The organism is Lysobacter sp. DMC97, from assembly GCF_056313745.1.
In genome coordinates this window covers 326,116-344,012 of the sequence record NZ_JBQUZR010000006.1, presented here as the reverse complement: position 1 = coordinate 344,012, position 17,897 = coordinate 326,116, and the positions used below count along the sequence as shown (strand labels likewise).

The window sequence follows — 17,897 nt, the reverse complement described above, 5'->3', positions numbered from 1 at the left end:
CGGGCACCCGCGGCGGGGCGCATTGAGCGGAAGGACGGCGGGCACGCGGCAAGGCCGCGGTTCGACACCGTCCGGCAGGCGTTGCATGCTAGCGGCCGGCCCGGGGGCAGGCACTAGGCCACAAGTCCCGGGGCCCCGGCCCGCAGGAGGTTTCCATGTCCAGAGATGCCGTGTCCCGGCACTGTCTCGTCACCGGCGCCAACCGCGGCCTCGGCCTGGAATTCGTCCGCCAGTTGCTGGCCCGCGGCGATCGCGTGGTCGCCGCCTGCCGCCATCCCGGCAAGGCCACCGCCCTCAACCACCTGGCCGGCGAGCATCCGGGCCACCTGCACGTGCTCCCGCTGGACGTGGCCTCGGCGAAGTCGCGCGAGGCCTTCGCCCACGAGCTGCCGCTGGTCTGCGAGCGCATCGACCTGCTGGTGAACAACGCCGGCGTGCTGCATTCGGGCGAACGCTTCGGCCAGCTGACCGAGGCGAACTTCGACGACAGCGTCCGCACCAATGCCACCGGCCCGCTGCTGCTGACCCAGGCGCTGGCGCCGCTGCTGGCCGACGGCGCGCGGGTGGCGAACCTGTCGTCCACGCTGGGCTCGATCGCGAACACCACCCGCTTCGGCACGCCCAGCTACGCCATGGGCAAGGCCGCGCAGAACATGGCGACCCGGCTGCTGGCGCATGCGCTGGCGCCGCGCGGGATCGTGGTCGTGGCGCTGCACCCGGGCTGGGTGCAGACCGACATGGGCGGCAGCGGCGCGCAGATCACCGCGACCGAATCCGTGGCCGGCCTGCTGCGGGTGATCGACGGTCTGGCCGCGGACGACAGCGGGGGCTACCGCGACTGGCAGGGCGGCACCCTGCCCTGGTGAGCCGCGGGCGCATGAACGCCGCCGCGGCGTGACCTTCGACACGCGGCGCGGGCCGCCGCCGCTGCTGTGATCGCCCGACCACCCGACCCGCCCACGAGGTTCCCCATGCGATCGCGCCTGTCGCCGTTGCTGCCGTCCGCCCTCGCCCTTGCCCTCGCCGGCTGCGCCACCGCGGCCGAATACCGCGACACCAACGCCGCCGTCGACGCCGACCCGCTCTGCGCCAGCCAGCCCGATTCGCCGCACACGCCCGTCGCCAGCCGATGCGAGCGCGAATCCAGCGTGCAGTTCAAGCGGCGCGAGCCCGAGCCCCTGGACCTCAAGCGCGAAGGCCGCGACACCCCGCCGCGCTAGGGCATGGACTGCGCAACGCGCACGAATCGCGTCAACGGGCCCTCGCCGCGCATCCGCGCGCGCCGGGCGACCGTATCCCCGGACATGCGCCTCCCTTCCCGCCCCGCCCTTTCGCTGCTGGTGCTGCTCGGCCTCGCGGCGCCCGCCCACGCCACGCTGCTCGAGATCGTGGGCGACGCCCGCGCCCCCGGCGACAACCGCCTGCTCTACCGCGAGCAGCACCTGATCCGCCGCGACGGCGACCGGCCGCTGGAGCGGCTGGTGATCTACCGCTGCGCCGACGGCACCGCGTTCGCCCGCAAGCGCGTCGACTACCGCGCATCCTCCCTCGCACCCGACTTCGAACTGGTCGACGCGCGCGGCTACCGCGAAGGCCTGCGCCGCGAGCACGGGCAGACGCGGGTCTGGCACGACGACGGCGCGGCCCGGCCGCTAGCCGCCGCCGACGCGACGCTGGTGGCCGACGCCGGCTTCGACGAATTCATCCGGCAGCGCTGGGCGGCGCTCGCGCCGGGCCGCACGCAGGCGCTGGCGTTCGCGATCCCCGCCTTCGGCCGCAGCCTGTCCTTCAAGGTCCACAGCACGGGCGACCGCACGCCGACGCTGCGCCGGTTCGAGCTCAAGCCCGGTGGCGTGCTGGGCCTGGTCGCGCCCGCCATCGCGGTGGACTACGACGTGCGCGACCGCAGCCTGCGCCGCTTCACCGGGCCGACCAACATCCGCGACGCGAAGGGCCGGCAGATCGAGGCCCGCATCGAGTTCGACGGCGGGCCACGCCCCGTCGACGACGAAGCGCAATGGCGGCGGCTGGCGACGCTGCCGCTCGGCACCTGCACGCCTGGGCGCTGAGCGCGCGCCGCCGTGACCGCCGCGCGCCGCCCCGGCACAATGCGCGGATGTTCGACGTCCTGCTCTACCAGCCCGAGATCCCGCCGAACACCGGCAACGTCATCCGTCTGTGCGCCAACACCGGCGCGCGGCTGCACCTCATCCGCCCGCTCGGCTTCACGCTGGAGGATGCACAGCTGCGCCGCGCCGGGCTGGACTACCACGAGTACGCCACGCTGCGCGTCCACGACAGCCTCGACGCCGCGCTCGATGCGCTGCGGCCGCCGCGGTTGTTCGCGCTGAGCACGCGCAGCAAGGTGCGCTACGACACGGTGGCGTTCGCGCCGGACGACGCCTTCCTGTTCGGCCCGGAGACCCGCGGCCTGCCGGACGAGGTGCTGGACGCGATTCCGGAGACGCAGCGCCTGCGCCTGCCGATGCGGCCGAACAACCGCAGCCTCAATCTCTCGAACGCGGTCGCGGTGGTGGTGTTCGAGGCCTGGCGGCAGCAGGACTTCGCCTGATCCTCGCCGGCGGCCGCGGCGGCCATCACAGTTCGGCCCACGCATCGCGCAGGTGGTCACGGCACGATTGAAGCCGCCCCCGGCGTACGCGTAGGCTCGACGCGAGCGCTGCATCGCGAAGGGGGTCGCATGCTGCTGGCAAAGGATCTGTTCGCGACGCTGCTGAAACTGCCTGCCGGATGGCAGGTGCGCGACATCGAGGTCTCGCAGACGCAGGCCCGTATCGACGTGCACGTGGAGCGTGCGCCTTCGCCGGTCGACAAGCTGCTGCGACGCCACCAGGACACCGTCGAACACCGCTGGCAGACCCAGCCGGTCGCCGGCCGCAGCTGCTACCTGCACGTGCACGTGCCCGCGGGCGAGCCGCCGTCGAAGGACACCTGGATGGGCGATGCCGGCCGGCCGTTCACCCGCGAATTCGCGCAGCGGTTGCGCGTGGTCGGCACCGCGCTGCGCACCGGCGACGAGCGCACCGTGTACGAACAGACGCTGGGCGTGAGCGTGACCGATCTGCGCCGCCAGGACATCTTCGGCGGCGGCACGACGTCATCGGGGACCTGAGCCGCCCGGCACGGGCGCGCCGGGCATCGCGGCTTCGCGCTTCGACACCACGCTACCCCGCAGCGACATCGCCATGTTTCGCAGCCGCGGGGTCGCCATCCCTGGCGCCGCCGCGATGCGTGTCCCGCAGCGGCGGGACGTGCGAACGCGAAATCCGTTTCGCGGAGGCGGTACGCGCTTCGTCCGCCGAGGCGTGGGGGGCGCGCGCTTCTGCGGCGCGCTTCATCGAGGGGAATGCATCGCGGGAACCCGGCCACGGGCGCGCAGAGCACGACCGTGGCCGGGAGGCTGGACGCGCACACGGCGCGTCCGGGGGAGGAAGATCGCGGCGACGCGACCGGTCAGTGCTTGCCCGGCTTCGCGGACGAACCGCGGCCGTTCATGGCGACGTAGGCCTTGTATTCCTCGCCGCTGAGCGCACCGTCGGCGTTGGCATCGGCCTTGTCGAAGACCGCGCCCAGCGACGGCATCGCCGCGGCTTCGGTCTTGCTCAGGCTGCCGTCCTTGTCCGCATCGAGATCGGACCACTTGGTGCCCTTCGCGCCGGTCTGCGCCGTGGCCTGATCCTGGGGCGCGGTGGACTGCGTCGGCTGGCCCTGGGCAGTCGGGTCCTGCGTGGGCTGGGTCTGGGCGGCCTGGTCCTGCGTCGCCGCGGCATCGGCGCTCTGCGCGAATGCGGGCGTCGCGAACGCCGCGGCCAGCGCGATCATGAGGTGGGCGCGGATATCGTTTCGCTGCTTCATCGGGGAGTCTCCGGGGGAAAGGGAAGCCAATCGACCGGCGGGGTGTGGGAGGGCGCCGGTCGAAGCCGAGACTGCGCATCCCGCGATGAACCGTTTCCGCCATGCGCGCATCGCACGCAACGCGGTGTTAACCACAGCGCGTGCGGAATCGGATAGCGGCTTCGCGGTGCGCACGCAGCCATGCGGCTTCGCGCCGCACAAGCTGAATGCCGCACGCATTCATCGGACTGAATCGAACACAACCTTCACGAACGCGCATCGCGCGTGGCGCAGGCGCCGCATGCGCACGACGTGCGCGGCGTCATGCCTGCGCGAGCAGTTGCGCGAGTTCTTCGGCGGTCGTCGGTCGCACCGTGCGCGCAATCTCCACGCCATCGCGCAGCAGCAGCACGCTCGGCCACAGCTTGATGCGATAGCTGCGGCCGAGCGGACGGCCCGGGCCGTCCTCGATCTTCAGGTGGCGCACGTCGTCGCGCGCGGCCAGCGCCGCGCGCAGCAGTGGCTGCGCGGCGATGCAGTGCGGGCACCACGCGGTGCCGAATTCGAGCACGGTGAGCCCCGGCAGCGCATCGACCTCGGCGCGCGCCGGTTCCTGCGTGGCGTGGTCTGCGGTGTAGGGCATGGCGGCGCTCCGCGGTGGACGGCTACAGGGTGTGGGTCGGAGTCTGCTGGGGCTGCACGGACGGCGTCGCCAGCGCGGCCTGCCGGCGCTGCTCCGCCACATGGCCCGCGGTCACGTCCAGCGGCAGGTCCTTGAAACCGTCCAGCGGGAAGAAGGTCTTGCCGGTGTCGTTGTCGAGCGGCCCCTGTACCCCGAACAGTTGGCGGCTCTGGGGATTGAACACCACGTGGTCGATGCCGATGCCCTGGCCGCGGGCACCGTACACCAGCGCCATCGCCAGATTCTCCTGCTGCGCCGACGACAGCGGCCCGGTCGCGACCGGATCCAGCTTTTCCACCTCGGCCTTCGCCTTGCCGAACAACAGCGCATCGTCGGTATGCAGGTCGCGCATGGCCGTCTCGCGCGGGCTCAGGACCTCCTTCGTCCGCTTGGTCGGCGACGGACCGTTCTCGTCATCGTCGTCCAGCGCGAAGTTCGGCGTGTGTTCGCTGCCACGATCGCGCTTGTGCAGCCCGCCGAGATCGTCGTCCTGCACGGGCGCATGGCTGCCCATGACGACCTCGTCGTCGTAGACCAGGGGCTCGTGGTCGTCGAGCACGGTGACGGTCGGCTCCGCCTTGGCGTATTCCGCCCCGTCCAGCTCCGGATCGTAGTAATGGCCGTCGATGCCGATCTCCCACTCGTGCGCGCTGTTCGCGCTGCGCGACATCAGGCGCAGGTTCTCGGGATTGTTGTACAGGTCGAGCACGTCGGCCTTGGTGATCGGCGGCGGCGGGTCGTCGCCGTTGACCTGCGCCTGCTGGCGCTGTTCCTCCTGCATGTCGAGCATCTTCTTCAGCGCGACCGTGAACGGGATCTCGTGGTCGATGTCGAGCCCGCCCTGGGTGACCAGCTGGCCGGTGGCGGCGCAGCGGAACAGCTGCACGGTGTGGTCCATCGACCGATCGTCCTGGTGGTCGGGATCCGGCACCTTCACTTCGCCGACGTACGCTTCCTTCAGCGCGTGGTCCAGCCACTTCGTCTTGATCGACTCGTCGAACTGCAGCCCCTTGCGGGTCACGCCCGAGGTCCATTCCACGTCGGTGGTCTTGGATGTCCGCTTCGCGCCGTCCACGTCGGGGTCGTAGGCCGGATAGTCCTTGCCGACATCGAAGCGCATCTTCTTGTCGACCCAGTCCTTCCACTCCTTCGAGTCGGCGCCATGCTCTTCCAGGATCGCGTCGGCGCTGCTGCGTGCGCGGTTGTAGGTCGCGGGCACGGTCCTCAGGTTGTCGAGGTCGTTGTAGGCGAGCATGGCGTCTTCGCGGCTCCACACCTCCAGCTTTTCCAGATGCGTCCGCCACGGCGTGATGTGGTCGACATCCAGGGCCTCCGGCGAATTCCAGGTGCGCGTGTGCTCGTCGAAGAACAGCAGGACCGTCTTGTTCCCCAGCGTGACCTCCTGGCTGCGCGCATTTTCCGGCTCCTGCGTCCAGACGTTGCGCATGTATTCGACGGTGGAATCGTAGAAGCTCAGGGTCTGTCGGGAGCTTTCCCGATTCCACGGTTTGCCGAACGCTTCGCCGTGGGTCGGTGCGGGCAGGTCGTGCGACGACGCGATCTTCAGCTTGGTGCCGTCCGACAATTCCTTCATGTCGTACAGCGATTCCGGCTCGTCTTCCGGGTAATACATGGCGTTCTCCCTGTGTGTCCGTCTGCGCCGGGTGCGATGCCCGCCGGCGTCAGCGCCGCACTTTACAGCCCCGCACTCCGCGGATGCACGTGTCCACGCGATTCGGCGCGGCGCGCGGCCGCGACGCGGGCGACGCCGCGGGCGCGGTGACCGGTGCGAGCGGCGTCACCGGCCGCGGGGATCGCGGCGTGGCCCCCGGCAGCAGGAACGGGCCGATCAGGCTGTCGATGTCGACCTCTTCCAGCGCGCCGATGTCGACGGTGAAGTAGCCCTGCGGCAATCGCGCGCGCTGGTCGCCGATCGCCAGCTTCGCGCGCAGCGGCGGATCGTAGCTGACGCGCGGCAGCGCCCACGGCATCGGGAACGCCGCGGCTGTCGCCGGCAGGTTGACGCCGGCGTTGCGCAGCGGGCTGTTCGCGGTCGGGCGCAGGTTGCGCGCGGCGATGTCGCGGAAGCCCGGATCGCTGCCGGTCACGGTGCCGGTCCACTCCGGCGGCACCGACGTCGCCGTCGCCTGCACCCAGTTGCGGCTGCCGGCCACGCTGCGCACGCCGCTCCACGGCGTCGTGACGAACGGCGCGCAGAACGGCGCGTCGGGAGTGAGGTTCTCGCGCACGATCGCCGGCGCGGCGCCGCCGGTCTGGAAGATCGCGTTGTCGTGCATCTCCAGGCTGCCCAGCCCGAGCTGCACGTACACCGCATTCGCGCTGCCGGCACGATCGAACAGGATCGTGTTGCCGACCATGCGCACGCGGCCATCGCTGGCGCCATTGAGGTCGCCGCCGGCGCGGATCGCGTTCGACCACGACGAGGTGTGCACGATCACGTTGTTCAGCAGCTCGCTGTCCTCGCGGCGCAGGCCACGGCTCCAGCCGGCCTGCTGCGTCTCGCAGTCGGGGCCGATGAGTTCGATCTCCTGGTAGAACGCGCCCTCGAACCAGTTCGAGTGGATGAAGCTGCGCTCGTGCCGCACCTTCAGCAGGTTGCCGCCGTTGCCGTCGTGCACGTAGTTGAAGCGCATCGTGAAGGTCGCGCCCGGATGCGCGACTTCGTCCGACTGCATGTAGATCGTGTGCTTGGTGGTGCCCGCGCCGCTGTCGTACAGCTCGCTGTATTCCAGCGTGAACGAGCCGGAATTCTGGTCGGCGCCGAGGATGCCCTGGCCGGGGCAGGCGTGGATCACCGCGTCGCGCACGACGATGTCGTCGGCCTCGCTGAAGACGCAGGTGCTGCTGCCGCCGCGCACCTCGAAGCCCTCGAATACCACGTGGTCCGCGCGCTCGAACTTGAAGGTGTGGATGCCGCCGGCCAGCACCGGCCGGGTGGCACCGGCGACGCGCTTCCAGCGCACGATCACCGGATTGCCGGGCGCGCCGCCGTCGTCCTCGCCCATCTTGGCGCTGTTGTAGGTGGCGTTGCCGTCGACCTCGACGATGTCGCCGGGCGCGATGTCGTTGGCGTCGAACAGCGTCGACAGCTGGGTGTAGTTGCGGCCACTGGGACCGACGGTCCAGGTGCGCGCCTCGGCCGCGGGCGCGACCAGACAGACGAACAGCAGGCCGGCGGCCGGCAGGAAGCGGGGAAGGACATGGGGGAACATCGTGCGCTCCGGAAGGCATCGGATGCGGACGCCCCCTCGCCCGCCGCCGGCATCGTACCGCCGGCGGCGCCGGCGGTCGATGGCCGATCCGCCCGGCTCAGAAATGCAGCTTGTTGTGCGTGTTGCCGGTCTGCGGCTGCGTGCCCTGCGACGGCGTGCCCTGAGACTGCAGGTTCTGCGGGGCGTTCTGCTGCGACGGCAGGCCCGACAGCGGGTGCATGCCCTGCTGCTGCGGCAGCATCTGCACGTTCACCGTCTGCGGGCCGGTCTGCTGCATCTGCGCCATCCGTTCCTCGATCACCTTCTGGTGATGCGCATGCAGTTCGACCATGCCTGTGTTGCGGCTCAGGCTGTTGTTCTTCAAGGCCTCGTCCACCGACAGCCATTCGACGCGCGACCCGCGCTCCATGACGATCGACGGCTTGTCCTGGATGGACTTGAAATACACGCGGTCGACGCCGTCCAGCTCCATGTGCTTGGCCATCACCACCATCGACGAAGCGAGCGTCTGCCGCTGTTCGCCGCTGAGCTTGTTGCCCGGATCGTGCTTGACGACGTCGCCGAGGATCTTCGCGTACATCGGCTGGTCGGGATGCCTCGGATCGCTGAGCAGCGGACCGACCGGAACCGGGTTCTGGAACGGCACATGCTGCTGCGGCGGCTGCAATCCCTGCACGTGGCTCTGCCTCCAGTACTGCTCGGTCGTGTATTCCTGCACGATCCGCGCCTTCATCAGGTTGTCCTTCAGCAGCTCGCCCACCTGCGGGTCGAGCTTCTTTCCGCCCTTCAGGAAATCGTCGAATTCGCCCTTCTCCTTCGGCTCGACCTTGTCGCGGTACTGCCCGGTCAATCCGATCTCCCACTCGTGCGAGCTGTTGGCGCTGCGCCCGACCAGCCGCAGGTTGCTGGTGTTGTTGTAGGCGTCCAGCGCATCGGCCTTGCTGATCGATCCGCCGTTCATCTCCAGCATCTGCTTGTTGAGCTGCTCGTACGGCACCACGTGGTCGATGTCGAAGGCGTCGCGCGTCACCAGCTGGCCGGTCGCGGTGCAGCGGAACAGCGGGACGTTCCACGTCTTGTTCCCGTCGGGACTGGTGATCTGCACATTGCCGGCATGCAGCCGGCGAAGTTCGTTCTCGAACCATTCCCCGACGACCTGCTTGTCGAACTTCAGCTCCGACCGCTTGTTGTCCTCGTCCCACACCTGGTTGAGCGTGGTCTTGGTCCGCCTCGCGCCGTCGCGCTCGGGATCGAAGTCGCGGATCTGCATCGTGTCGTCGAACATCAGGCGCTTCTCGACCCACTGCTGCCACTGCGGCGAATCGTGGCCGTGCTTCTGCAGCAGGTTTTCCGCGCTGTCGCGGCCACGGTTGAACACCGACGGCAGCATGCGCAGGTTGGAGATGTCGTTGTAGCCCATGTGCGCATCGGCCATGTTGTCGACCTTGAGGTTCGACAGATGCGCCTTCCACGGCGTCTTGTGGTCGATGTCGAGCGCATCGGTGGTGTGCCACTGCCCGGTCTCTGGGCTGTGGAACAGCACCACGCCCTTGCCGCCGACGTTGGCGTAGACGGTGTCCATGTTGCGGAACGCCCACGCGTTGCGCATGTATTCGGTGGTCGCGTCGTAGAACCCGAGCTGCTGGCGGGAATTGGATTCTTTCCAGTCCTTCTCGCGCAGTTTCTGGCCGTGCTCGGTGGGTTCGTAGTGCTCCCAGTTCGCCAGCACCACCTTGTTGCCGTTCGAGAGTTGCGCAACGAATTCGCCGGTCATGTGCCTGTCTCCATGGTGTCCGGATGGTGTCCGGGCGCTCGGCCCGGCGCCACAACTTACACCCGCACGCGGCGTGCGGGGTGGCGCACGGTTATCCTGCGGGCCCGGGGGCCGCGACCCGCGCCGCCCGGACCCGGCCACAAGGAGCGTCCATGCGTACATCCGTCCTCGTCCGTCCCGCCGCCCGCGGCGGCAAGTTCCTCGGTCCCGACGCCGCCGATGCCCGCGGCATCAGCGCCTGGGTGGCGATCAGCGACCTGTCGAACGGCCGCGTGCTGGCCGAAGCGGAGATCGACACCGCCGGCCGCGACGCCGGCCCGGCCGACATCATGGCGCCGGTCAGCCGCGCGAAGCCCTACGCCACCGACGCCCAGACCGTCGGCGCGACGCTGGCCGTCGACATCGACCGCCCGACCGTGGTGCGCGTGACCGTGCGCGGCCCGCTCAGCCATCCCGACCAGGCGCGCGAGGCGCAGGCCGACGTCCTGCTGCTGCCGGGTATCGACATCGGCACCGACAAGGATCCGCAGGGCCTCGTGGTCGAGATCCCGGGCCTGTGCCTGAGCCAGGGCACGCTGACGATCGCGAACGGCCGCATCGCCTGCCACGCGATGGTGACGATGATGTGCGGCTGCCCGATCGAAGCCGCGCCGACGTGGTTCTGGCCGAGCGATGCCTTCACCGTGCAACTGGTGGTCCACACCCGCTCCGGCAAGGCGCAGCCCTACACGCTCGACTTCGACACCACGCCGGGCGTGAAGAGCAGCTTCATCGGCAACTGGCCCGACCGCACGCCCGCAGACGACCCGGTGACCGAGATCTGGCTGCTGGCGTGGCAGCCGTCGATGGGCAACCAGGGCCGGCTGCGCCTGCGCTGAGCGCGCTCCGGCATCGCGCGGAGGCCGCACACGCCCGGGCCCGGCTCGGGCATGATGCGGCCTTTCGCCGACCGGAACCCGCGATGTCCCCCGATTCCCGCCCTTCTCGCGACGTCCGCCCCGACTGGGCCCGCCGCGTGCGCGACGTGCCCGATTTCCCGAAGCCGGGCATCGTGTTCAAGGACATCACGCCGATGCTGGGCGACGCCGGCGACTTCGCCGCGGCGATCGACGCAATGGCCGCGCCGTGGCGCGACGCCGGCATCGAGGCCGTGCTCGCGATCGAGGCGCGTGGCTTCATCCTCGGCGCACCGCTGGCACGCGCGCTGGGCGCCGGGTTCGTGCCGACGCGCAAGCCGGGCAAGCTGCCCGGCCGCACGCTGCGCCAGGCCTACGCGCTGGAATACGGCGAGGACGCGCTGGAGCTGCACGCCGACGCGCTGCGTCCCGGTGCGCGCGTGCTGCTGGCGGACGACGTGCTGGCCACCGGCGGCACGCTCGCCGCGGCGCACGCGCTGGCGATGCAGGCGGGCGCGCAGATCGTCGGCGCGACGGTGCTGATCGAACTCGCGGCCCTGGGCGGCCGCGCGCGCTGGAACGATGCGGCGCCGATCGAGGCGGCGTGGCGGATCTGAGGGTGGGTCCCGATTCGCCGGGCATCGGGGATCGGGCTGGTCATCCCGAAGCGAAGGCGGGGGTCTGCCAGCGCAGGGGGCAAGCCCGCAATCTTTTCCGCGCTGGCGCGCGGGCCCCTTTCTTTTCGAAAAGAAAGGGGCGAAAGAAAACACGCAAAGCCACTTCAAATCTGCCATCGGAACCGTGATCGGGATTTTTCGACGAGGCGTCCTGCCTCGTCGAAAAACGGCGGACATCGTGTCCGCCGCCCTCCGGGTCTCCTGTCGAATCCGAAGGCACCGCGCTGTCGTGTCGTGGGGACGAATCGGCAAGCGCCGGGTCGACATGGTTCAACGAATGGCAGGCGTCCGGGCGACGCCACGCATCAACCTGTCGCCGCGCCCGGCGCCAGCAATTCGAACTGCAAGGCTTCGCCGGCCTGCGCCGACGGTGCGATCCACACGTCGAACAGGCCCGGCTCCACGGTCGGGCGGTTGTCGATGTCGCGGAAGCCGAGGTCCGCGCGGGTCAGCGTGAAGCGCACCTCGCGGCTTTCGCCCGGCGCCAGCGCGATCTTCTCGAAGCCCTTGAGTTCGCGGATCGGGCGCACGCGGCTGGCGACGCGGTCGCGCACGTAGAGCTGCACGACTTCCTCCGCCGCGCGGTCGCCGACGTTGGCGATGGTCGCGGTGGCGACGACCGCGCCGTCCCACGACATCAGCGAGCGATCCAGCCGCACGTCGCGGTACTCGAAGCGGGTATAGGTCAGGCCGTGGCCGAAGGGATACAGCGCGGTGTGCGTGGCTTCGCGCCAGCGCGTGCGGAAGGCTTCCAGGCCGCCCGGTTCGTACGGACGACCGGTGGCGGTGTGGTTGTAGAAGTACGGCTGCTGGCCGGCATCGTGCGGAAAACTCACCGGCAGGCGGCCCGACGGGCTTTCGTCGCCGAACAGCAGATCCGCCACCGCATGGCCGGTCTGCGTGCCGAGGAACCATGTCACCAGGATCGCGTCCGCGGCGCGCACTTCCGGGCCCAGCGCCAGTGCGCGACCGGTGCGCAGCAGCAACACGACCGGCTTGCCGCAGGCGACGATCGCCTCGACCAGTTTCTGCTGCACGCGCGGCAGCACGATCTGCGTGCGCGACTGCGCCTCGCCGGAGTAGCGCGTGGGTTCGCCGACGGCGAGCACCACCACGTCGCTGGCGCGGGCGGCTTCGCACGCGGCGTCGACGCCGCCGGGGATCGCTTCCTCGATGCCGCAGCCGTCGACGACCGCCAGCGCGCCGGGATCGGCGAGCGCGGCGCGCAGGCCGGTGGCGAGGTCGATCTCGCGCGTGCCGTCGCCGAAGATGTTCCAGCAGCCGGCGAGATTCTCGCGATCGTTCGCGAACGGGCCGACCAGCGCGATCCGCTGCCCAGCGCGGCGCAGCGGCAGCACGTCGTCGTTCTTGAGCATCACCACCGAGCGCCGCGCGACGGTGCGCGCCAGTGCGTCGTGGTCGGGAAGGTGGTCGGCGGGCGCCGCTTCCTTCGCGGGATCGAGCGAGCGATACGGATTGTCGAACAAGCCCATCCGCGCCTTCACTTCCAGCACGCGGCGCACCGCGGTGTCGAGCGTCGCCATGCTCAGCGAGCCGTCGGCGACGAGGTCCGCGACGTGGTCCAGGAACGCGCCGCTCTGCATGCTCATGTCGAGCCCGGCGTCGAGGCTGAGCTTCGCGGCGTGGCGCGTGTCCTCGGCGAAGCCGTGGGCGATGAGTTCGAAGTCGGAGGTGTAGTCCGAGACGACGAAGCCCTCGAAGCCCCACTGCTCGCGCAGCAGCGTGGTCAGCAACGCGCGGTTGGCGGTCGCCGGCACGCCGTTGATGTCGTTGAACGAACTCATGATCGACAGCGCGCCGGCGTCGATCGCCGCCTTGAACGGCGGCAGGTGCACTTCGTGCAGCGTCTGCGGCGAGACGTCGACCGCGTTGTAGTCCAGGCCCGCGGCCACCGCGCCGTAGGCGGCGAAATGCTTGGGCGTCGCCAGCAGCGAGTCGTCGGCGGTCAGGTCCTCGCCCTGGAAGCCGCGGACGCGGGCCTGCGCGAATTGGCAGGCCAGCCAGGTGTCCTCACCGGTGGTCTCGGCGACCCGGCCCCAGCGCTGGTCGCGGGCGATGTCCACCACCGGCGCGAAGGTCCAGTGCAGGCCCTCGCGGGTGGCCTCGATCGCCGCCGCGCGCGCGGTGCGCTCGGCCAGCGCGGGCTCGAAGCTCGCGGCCTCGCCCAGCGGGATCGGGAACACCGTGCGCATGCCGTGGATGACGTCCGCACCGAACAGCAGCGGGATGCCCATCCGGCTTTCCTCCACCGCCATCCGCTGCAGCACCGCACCGTCGACCGCGCCGACGCCGTTGAACAGCGCACCCACGCGGCCGGCGCGGATCAGGTCGCGCACCGCGTCCGGGCCCCACTGGAAGGAATCGGGATTGACCTCGAAGGCGTAGGGGCGCACCGAATCGGCCAGGATCGTCAGCTGGCCGATCTTCTCCTCCACGGTCATGCCGTCGATGAGCGCCTGGATGTCGACGAACTTGGCCATCCGGGGATGGTGCCTTTCGAGAGGTCGGCGGCCATGGTATGTAACCGTTTACACGGGTGTCAACACGAGACCGACGGGCAACGCGACCGTGCCTTTCCGACCACGGCGCCGCAGCGCGGCGGGATCAGGCCGGCGGCAGCGGGGGCGGCGCGGCCTGCATCGGCTGCAGCGGGCCGAACAGGCGGAAACGGAAGCCCGCGCCGCGGATCAGGTTGAGTGCGAGCACGCCCACCACCACGAGCACGAGCAGCTTCGCGTAGGGGATCAGCGTGGAGAGGATCAGCACGCCGCTGACGGCGCCCGACCATCCCAGCCCGTCCATCATCGAATAGATGCCGTAGGCGCCACAGGCGAAGGCGACGAACATCAGGACGAACAGCGCAAGCGAGACCAGGCCGCTGTCCTGCATCTGCGCCAGCAACATCGCCAGCACTGCCAGCAGCGCGAGGGCGTTGAGCGCGATCGCCGCGATGACGTAGCGCAGGCCGACCGCGGCCTCGCGCGCCGCACTCTGCCGCCGATGGTCGCGATTGAACGTGACCTGCGAGAAATCCTGTTGCATGCGTCCCCCGTCGGGCATGGCGTGGCGCGATCATACGCCGCGGCGCGCCTTCACCTGCGATGCGCATGCTATGGTCCGCCACGGCGCGCCGGGACGCGCCGCGCGCGGAGCCACCATGATCGACCACGACGCACTGCATCGCGACGGCTACGCCCTGCTGCGTGGCGCGATTCCGGCCGAATGGCTGCCGTCGCTGCGCGCGACCTTCGACGCGGGCGTCCGGCCGTCGGAGCAGTGGCCGGTGCCGCGCGGGCCGGGCTGGCAGCATTCGCTGCTGGATCTCGACCCGCAGGTGCAGGCCGTATGCCGCCTGCCGGCGATGCTGGCCGTGGCCGGCGCGCTGATCGGCGAGCGCTTCTTCCTCGCGCAGGTGGAAGGCCGCGAACCGCTGGAAGGCGGCGGCCACCAGGGCCTGCATCGCGACCTCTCGGCGAACCGGCCTGGCGACACCGTGAACGCCCTCGCCTTCCTCGACGACTACGGGCCGCACAACGGCGCGACGCGGCTGATCCCCGGCAGCCATCGCCCCGCGCCCGACGCGCCGCCGGTCCACACGCTCGACGAAACCGGCGTGATCCAGCAGAGCGGCCACGCCGGCGACATCCTCGTGTTTGACGCCGACCTGGTGCACGCGGCGACGCTCAACCCCACCGGCGCGCGCCGCCGCAGCCTGCTGATCGGCTATTTCGCCGAACCCCGCCACGCCGCGCACCTCGCCACCGCGCACCTGCGCAGCGTGCGCATGGATTCGAGCGCATGGTTCGAGCCGTCGGGCCGCGATGCGGCCACGACGGCGACCGCCGACCCGCGCGCCTGAGCCGCGCGTCGCCTCAGGGTTTGTACTGCGACCCCAGGCCGACCACGATCGACGTGCACGTACCCGCGGCGTTCCAGATGAACCACAGGTACGACTCACTGCTCAGACTGCGTGCCACCGCGATCAGGCCCGGATCGGTCGTCAGGCAGGTGCGGTAGACGCCCGCGGCGTTGGTCGCGTAGCACAGCGCGTTGTCCGCGCGGACCGTGCAGCCCAGCTTCTGCACGTTGTCGGCCGAGCGGCGCGTCGCCACCAGCGTGCCCAGCGCCTGCTTGTTGACGTCGTCGACGACGACCTGGAAATTGCCGTCGTTGCCCGCCTGCGCCGCAGCCGCCCACAGCGACAGCCCGGCCGCCAGCACGGCTCCCATGTTCCTGCGCTTCATCGTTCACCTCGTCGTCGGATCGATCGTCGCGGGTGGACGCAGTCGAAGCCGCTGCCTGCGCACACCCGTCCTGTTCGGCGCGATGCGCCAACGGGGTCAACGGGGTCGGAGGCGCAGTCCGGCCGCGCCGACGCCGTGCGGACAGGCGGCACCGCGGATCTGCACCCCTGCGACGCACCGACTCCGCGCAGCTCAGTCCGCGAGCTTGAGCACGAACGGCGCGAAGCGGACGTCCACGCCCGAGCCGACCACGCGGATGCGGGCGACGTCGAACCCGCAGTCGACTACATCGCGCCGCCGCTGCTCACCGCCAGCACGCCCGGCGACTTCCACGCCACGCTGAAGGGAATCGGTTCCTTCAGCGGATAGGTCAGATCGACCACCATGAGTTCGCCGTCGTCGATGCGGTGCCTCACCGTCACTCGCCTGGTGGTGCGGTCCACGTAGAAGAAGAACGACAGCATGTGCTTCTGCGCGGCGCCCTCCGCAGTCTCGAGGTTGATGCGACCGATGGAATCCCACCGATCGGATGTCTTCCCGTAGACCGCATCGACCATCACCTGCGTCTCGAGGCCGCGGAACCCCTTGATCCCGACCCGCTGGAAATCGGTGAAACTGCCGGCGTCACCCCCGAGATTGAGGGCGTATTCCTCCGTGCGCACCCGCTCGTCCGCCGGGGCCTGCGCCTGCACGGCCATGGCCGCGCCGAGGGTCATCAGGCACACCAGAACAGTCGCCAGGTGTTTCATCGTCGCCCCCGTTGGTGTCGTGTCGCGTCATCCTGCCCAATCCGCCGGCAAGCGTCCATCGCGGACGAAGCGATGAAACGACGAATGCGGCCAATCGGCGACGCGCGCGACCAGCCCATGCTTCACGGGATTGAGGTGGATGTAGTCGATGCAGTTCCGCAAGTCGCGTTCATTGCGGACGAGGCGTTCCCAGTAGCGGCGTTGCCAGATGCCGCGTTCGCGTTTCGAGACGCGAGATCGCGAGCGATGTTCATCACCATTCAATCGCTGCGAGAATTCGCCCTTGATCCGGTTCCAGCGCTCGGGGAATGCGGAATCTCCCTCGGGCAGCGACCAGATGCAATGCAGGTGGTCAGGCAGGATCACGCACGCCGGCATCGCGTACGGCCGCCATGCGTGCACGACGCGGAACGCGATCGACAGCGCATCGATCCGATCGACCAGCCACGCCCGGTTCCGGTCGGCGATGGCCAGCGTGAAAACATAGGTCCCGCCCGGGACGAACAAGCGGCGATAGTTCGGCATGCCGCATCGTCGACCGCGGACATTCCGCCACACATCCGGATCCGCCCCGTCCCCACGTAGGAAAACCCCGTGACCGTAGGGTGGGCCCCAGGCCCACCATCAAGAGACGCCCGGGTCGGTGGCAAACGGCGAAGCGGCGCATGTGGGACCAAGCGCATCCGGATGTTTCATTACCAAGGCGGTGGGCAGGGGCCCACACCATGCCCTCTGGCATCGTCGAATCACGCATGCGACCGTAGGGTGGGCCCTTGGCCCACCATTACGACGCGCACGTGCCGGTGGCAAACAGCGAAGCGGCACATGTGGGACCAAGCGCATTCGGATGTTTCATTGCCGAGGCGGTGGGCCAGGGAACCACACCATGCCCTCTGGCATCGTCGAATCACGCAACGCGACCGTAGGGTGGGCCCTTGGCCCACCATCACGACGCGCGCGTGCCGGTGGCAAACAGCGAAGCGGCACATGTGGAACCAAGCGCATTCGGATGTTTCATTGCCGAGGCGGTGGGCCAGGGGCCCACCCTACGCGCTACGATGCATCGTATGAGTCCACCCTACTCGCTACGTGCTTTGTCATGATGATTGGCCACCAATTCTACTTAGCCAATCCCAAGCCTCTTTTTTAGCCCTGCCCCAATAACTAATAGGGCCACTAATTTCAAAAAAAAGAATAGTTGGCTTTCCAAAACCAAGCAAAGCCTCCAACTCTTCCCAAAGCGTCTTGGCGCTGTAATTTTCTGGCACCTGCACAATCCAAAAATCATCGATCCAATGCCAATACCCCCATCCTTTTGCGGCAAAAAAATTCGTGATTAAATTGCGCTGAGGAGGCGAACCAGAATCCAAAGCAATAGCAATATTTTTCATTTTTCTTTACCAATCTGATCTGGTAGCGAAGAAAAAACAGTCGACCCCTGATTTTCAGCCACTTCAATCAGACCTACAGCATTGTCGCCAATCAAATTCTTCTCAATAGCCATTTTTGAAAGAGTAAATCTTTCAGAACGCAAAGCATCAGGATTTTTAATGCCAAAATATATATAAGCGACGAAAAAAATTAATACTGCAATTGCAACCAATGCGGCAATGAGCAACACTACCCAGTTAGGCGCTTTCGCCCATGTTGATGCAAGCAAAGCTGTTAAAAGAATACCAATCAACCATGAAAGCGGCTGCAGGACCGTGGATCTATTTCCGGATGCCGACTGTCTAGCTAAAAGTTCGGTAAATGCTTGCATCACT

At 68.7% G+C, this 17,897-nt stretch carries 20 protein-coding genes; 8 read left to right on the top strand and 12 right to left on the bottom strand.

Going from position 1 to position 17,897, the window contains the following annotated elements; translation table 11 throughout:
• Window positions 1–155: 155 nt before the first annotated feature.
• The 5 genes from ACT53Q_RS15035 to ACT53Q_RS15015 all read left to right on the top strand — a co-directional run bounded on the left by ACT53Q_RS15035 (window position 156) and on the right by ACT53Q_RS15015 (window position 3,133).
• Window positions 156–866 (top strand): SDR family oxidoreductase, encoded by a 711-nt coding sequence (locus ACT53Q_RS15035; protein ID WP_476187462.1) that lies wholly within the window; start codon window positions 156–158, stop codon window positions 864–866.
• 105 nt (window positions 867–971) lie between these two features.
• The gene (locus ACT53Q_RS15030) at window positions 972–1,220 is read left to right on the top strand and encodes a hypothetical protein (protein ID WP_476187461.1); all 249 of its coding nucleotides are present in this window, start codon (window positions 972–974) and stop codon (window positions 1,218–1,220) included.
• A gap of 84 nt (window positions 1,221–1,304) precedes the next feature.
• Window positions 1,305–2,069: a hypothetical protein gene (locus ACT53Q_RS15025; protein ID WP_476187460.1), complete on the top strand. Its 765-nt coding sequence runs from the start codon at window positions 1,305–1,307 to the stop codon at window positions 2,067–2,069.
• Window positions 2,070–2,116: 47 nt separating this feature from the next.
• On the top strand, window positions 2,117–2,572 hold the full coding sequence (locus tag ACT53Q_RS15020) for a tRNA (cytidine(34)-2'-O)-methyltransferase (protein WP_476187459.1): 456 nt from the start codon (window positions 2,117–2,119) through the stop codon (window positions 2,570–2,572).
• Between the two features lie 129 nt (window positions 2,573–2,701).
• Window positions 2,702–3,133: a hypothetical protein gene (locus ACT53Q_RS15015; RefSeq protein WP_476187458.1), complete on the top strand. Its 432-nt coding sequence runs from the start codon at window positions 2,702–2,704 to the stop codon at window positions 3,131–3,133.
• Between the two features lie 341 nt (window positions 3,134–3,474).
• Here the strand turns inward: ACT53Q_RS15015 and ACT53Q_RS15010 are convergent, their stop codons facing one another.
• From ACT53Q_RS15010 to ACT53Q_RS14990, 5 genes are all read right to left on the bottom strand, one after another.
• Window positions 3,475–3,876 carry an EF-hand domain-containing protein gene (locus ACT53Q_RS15010; protein WP_476187457.1) on the bottom strand — a complete coding sequence of 134 codons (402 nt, stop codon included), beginning with the start codon at window positions 3,874–3,876 and terminating at the stop codon, window positions 3,475–3,477.
• Window positions 3,877–4,177: 301 nt separating this feature from the next.
• Window positions 4,178–4,498 carry a thioredoxin family protein gene (locus ACT53Q_RS15005; protein WP_476187456.1) on the bottom strand — a complete coding sequence of 107 codons (321 nt, stop codon included), beginning with the start codon at window positions 4,496–4,498 and terminating at the stop codon, window positions 4,178–4,180.
• 22 nt (window positions 4,499–4,520) lie between these two features.
• The gene (locus tag ACT53Q_RS15000) at window positions 4,521–6,170 is read right to left on the bottom strand and encodes a GH-E family nuclease (protein WP_476187455.1); all 1,650 of its coding nucleotides are present in this window, start codon (window positions 6,168–6,170) and stop codon (window positions 4,521–4,523) included.
• 49 nt (window positions 6,171–6,219) lie between these two features.
• Entirely contained in the window at window positions 6,220–7,770 is a 1,551-nt protein-coding gene (locus ACT53Q_RS14995) for a hypothetical protein (RefSeq protein WP_476187454.1), read from the bottom strand.
• Window positions 7,771–7,867: 97 nt separating this feature from the next.
• The gene (locus tag ACT53Q_RS14990) at window positions 7,868–9,544 is read right to left on the bottom strand and encodes a GH-E family nuclease (protein ID WP_476187453.1); all 1,677 of its coding nucleotides are present in this window, start codon (window positions 9,542–9,544) and stop codon (window positions 7,868–7,870) included.
• Window positions 9,545–9,696: 152 nt separating this feature from the next.
• Here ACT53Q_RS14990 and ACT53Q_RS14985 point away from each other — a divergent pair, with 152 nt between their 5' ends.
• Entirely contained in the window at window positions 9,697–10,422 is a 726-nt protein-coding gene (locus ACT53Q_RS14985; protein ID WP_476187452.1) for a hypothetical protein, read from the top strand.
• Between the two features lie 83 nt (window positions 10,423–10,505).
• Window positions 10,506–11,057 (top strand): adenine phosphoribosyltransferase, encoded by a 552-nt coding sequence (locus ACT53Q_RS14980; protein ID WP_476187451.1) that lies wholly within the window; start codon window positions 10,506–10,508, stop codon window positions 11,055–11,057.
• A gap of 365 nt (window positions 11,058–11,422) precedes the next feature.
• Here ACT53Q_RS14980 and bglX read toward each other — a convergent pair whose 3' ends face one another.
• Window positions 11,423–13,618: a beta-glucosidase BglX gene (gene bglX / locus ACT53Q_RS14975; RefSeq protein WP_476187450.1), complete on the bottom strand. Its 2,196-nt coding sequence runs from the start codon at window positions 13,616–13,618 to the stop codon at window positions 11,423–11,425.
• Between the two features lie 124 nt (window positions 13,619–13,742).
• The gene (locus ACT53Q_RS14970; RefSeq protein WP_476187449.1) at window positions 13,743–14,180 is read right to left on the bottom strand and encodes a hypothetical protein; all 438 of its coding nucleotides are present in this window, start codon (window positions 14,178–14,180) and stop codon (window positions 13,743–13,745) included.
• A gap of 115 nt (window positions 14,181–14,295) precedes the next feature.
• Here ACT53Q_RS14970 and ACT53Q_RS14965 point away from each other — a divergent pair, with 115 nt between their 5' ends.
• Window positions 14,296–14,997, top strand: coding sequence for a phytanoyl-CoA dioxygenase family protein (locus tag ACT53Q_RS14965; RefSeq protein WP_476187448.1), 702 nt, complete (start codon window positions 14,296–14,298; stop codon window positions 14,995–14,997).
• Between the two features lie 13 nt (window positions 14,998–15,010).
• Here ACT53Q_RS14965 and ACT53Q_RS14960 read toward each other — a convergent pair whose 3' ends face one another.
• From ACT53Q_RS14960 to ACT53Q_RS14940, 5 genes are all read right to left on the bottom strand, one after another.
• On the bottom strand, window positions 15,011–15,382 hold the full coding sequence (locus ACT53Q_RS14960) for a hypothetical protein (protein WP_476187447.1): 372 nt from the start codon (window positions 15,380–15,382) through the stop codon (window positions 15,011–15,013).
• 284 nt (window positions 15,383–15,666) lie between these two features.
• Entirely contained in the window at window positions 15,667–16,131 is a 465-nt protein-coding gene (locus ACT53Q_RS14955; RefSeq protein WP_476187446.1) for a hypothetical protein, read from the bottom strand.
• A gap of 27 nt (window positions 16,132–16,158) precedes the next feature.
• Entirely contained in the window at window positions 16,159–16,656 is a 498-nt protein-coding gene (locus tag ACT53Q_RS14950; RefSeq protein WP_476187445.1) for an REP-associated tyrosine transposase, read from the bottom strand.
• 572 nt (window positions 16,657–17,228) lie between these two features.
• On the bottom strand, window positions 17,229–17,522 hold the full coding sequence (locus ACT53Q_RS14945; RefSeq protein ID WP_476187444.1) for a hypothetical protein: 294 nt from the start codon (window positions 17,520–17,522) through the stop codon (window positions 17,229–17,231).
• On the bottom strand, window positions 17,519–17,893 hold the full coding sequence (locus ACT53Q_RS14940; protein ID WP_476187443.1) for a hypothetical protein: 375 nt from the start codon (window positions 17,891–17,893) through the stop codon (window positions 17,519–17,521). Before ACT53Q_RS14940 ends, ACT53Q_RS14945 begins: the two co-directional genes overlap by 4 nt.
• Between the last annotated feature and the right edge of the window lie 4 nt (window positions 17,894–17,897).

Bases quoted from the DNA above. Each gene is read 5' to 3' on its own strand.
- ACT53Q_RS15035 (WP_476187462.1), top strand. From the start codon at position 156: ATGTCCAGAGATGCCGTGTCCCGGCACTGTCTCGTCACCGGCGCCAAC.
- ACT53Q_RS15030 (WP_476187461.1), top strand. From the start codon at position 972: ATGCGATCGCGCCTGTCGCCGTTGCTGCCGTCCGCCCTCGCCCTTGCC.
- ACT53Q_RS15025 (WP_476187460.1), top strand. From the start codon at position 1,305: ATGCGCCTCCCTTCCCGCCCCGCCCTTTCGCTGCTGGTGCTGCTCGGC.
- ACT53Q_RS15020 (WP_476187459.1), top strand. From the start codon at position 2,117: ATGTTCGACGTCCTGCTCTACCAGCCCGAGATCCCGCCGAACACCGGC.
- ACT53Q_RS15015 (WP_476187458.1), top strand. From the start codon at position 2,702: ATGCTGCTGGCAAAGGATCTGTTCGCGACGCTGCTGAAACTGCCTGCC.
- ACT53Q_RS15010 (WP_476187457.1), bottom strand. From the start codon at position 3,876: ATGAAGCAGCGAAACGATATCCGCGCCCACCTCATGATCGCGCTGGCC.
- ACT53Q_RS15005 (WP_476187456.1), bottom strand. From the start codon at position 4,498: ATGCCCTACACCGCAGACCACGCCACGCAGGAACCGGCGCGCGCCGAG.
- ACT53Q_RS15000 (WP_476187455.1), bottom strand. From the start codon at position 6,170: ATGTATTACCCGGAAGACGAGCCGGAATCGCTGTACGACATGAAGGAA.
- ACT53Q_RS14995 (WP_476187454.1), bottom strand. From the start codon at position 7,770: ATGTTCCCCCATGTCCTTCCCCGCTTCCTGCCGGCCGCCGGCCTGCTG.
- ACT53Q_RS14990 (WP_476187453.1), bottom strand. From the start codon at position 9,544: ATGACCGGCGAATTCGTTGCGCAACTCTCGAACGGCAACAAGGTGGTG.
- ACT53Q_RS14985 (WP_476187452.1), top strand. From the start codon at position 9,697: ATGCGTACATCCGTCCTCGTCCGTCCCGCCGCCCGCGGCGGCAAGTTC.
- ACT53Q_RS14980 (WP_476187451.1), top strand. From the start codon at position 10,506: ATGTCCCCCGATTCCCGCCCTTCTCGCGACGTCCGCCCCGACTGGGCC.
- bglX (WP_476187450.1), bottom strand. From the start codon at position 13,618: ATGGCCAAGTTCGTCGACATCCAGGCGCTCATCGACGGCATGACCGTG.
- ACT53Q_RS14970 (WP_476187449.1), bottom strand. From the start codon at position 14,180: ATGCAACAGGATTTCTCGCAGGTCACGTTCAATCGCGACCATCGGCGG.
- ACT53Q_RS14965 (WP_476187448.1), top strand. From the start codon at position 14,296: ATGATCGACCACGACGCACTGCATCGCGACGGCTACGCCCTGCTGCGT.
- ACT53Q_RS14960 (WP_476187447.1), bottom strand. From the start codon at position 15,382: ATGAAGCGCAGGAACATGGGAGCCGTGCTGGCGGCCGGGCTGTCGCTG.
- ACT53Q_RS14955 (WP_476187446.1), bottom strand. From the start codon at position 16,131: ATGAAACACCTGGCGACTGTTCTGGTGTGCCTGATGACCCTCGGCGCG.
- ACT53Q_RS14950 (WP_476187445.1), bottom strand. From the start codon at position 16,656: ATGCCGAACTATCGCCGCTTGTTCGTCCCGGGCGGGACCTATGTTTTC.
- ACT53Q_RS14945 (WP_476187444.1), bottom strand. From the start codon at position 17,522: ATGAAAAATATTGCTATTGCTTTGGATTCTGGTTCGCCTCCTCAGCGC.
- ACT53Q_RS14940 (WP_476187443.1), bottom strand. From the start codon at position 17,893: ATGCAAGCATTTACCGAACTTTTAGCTAGACAGTCGGCATCCGGAAAT.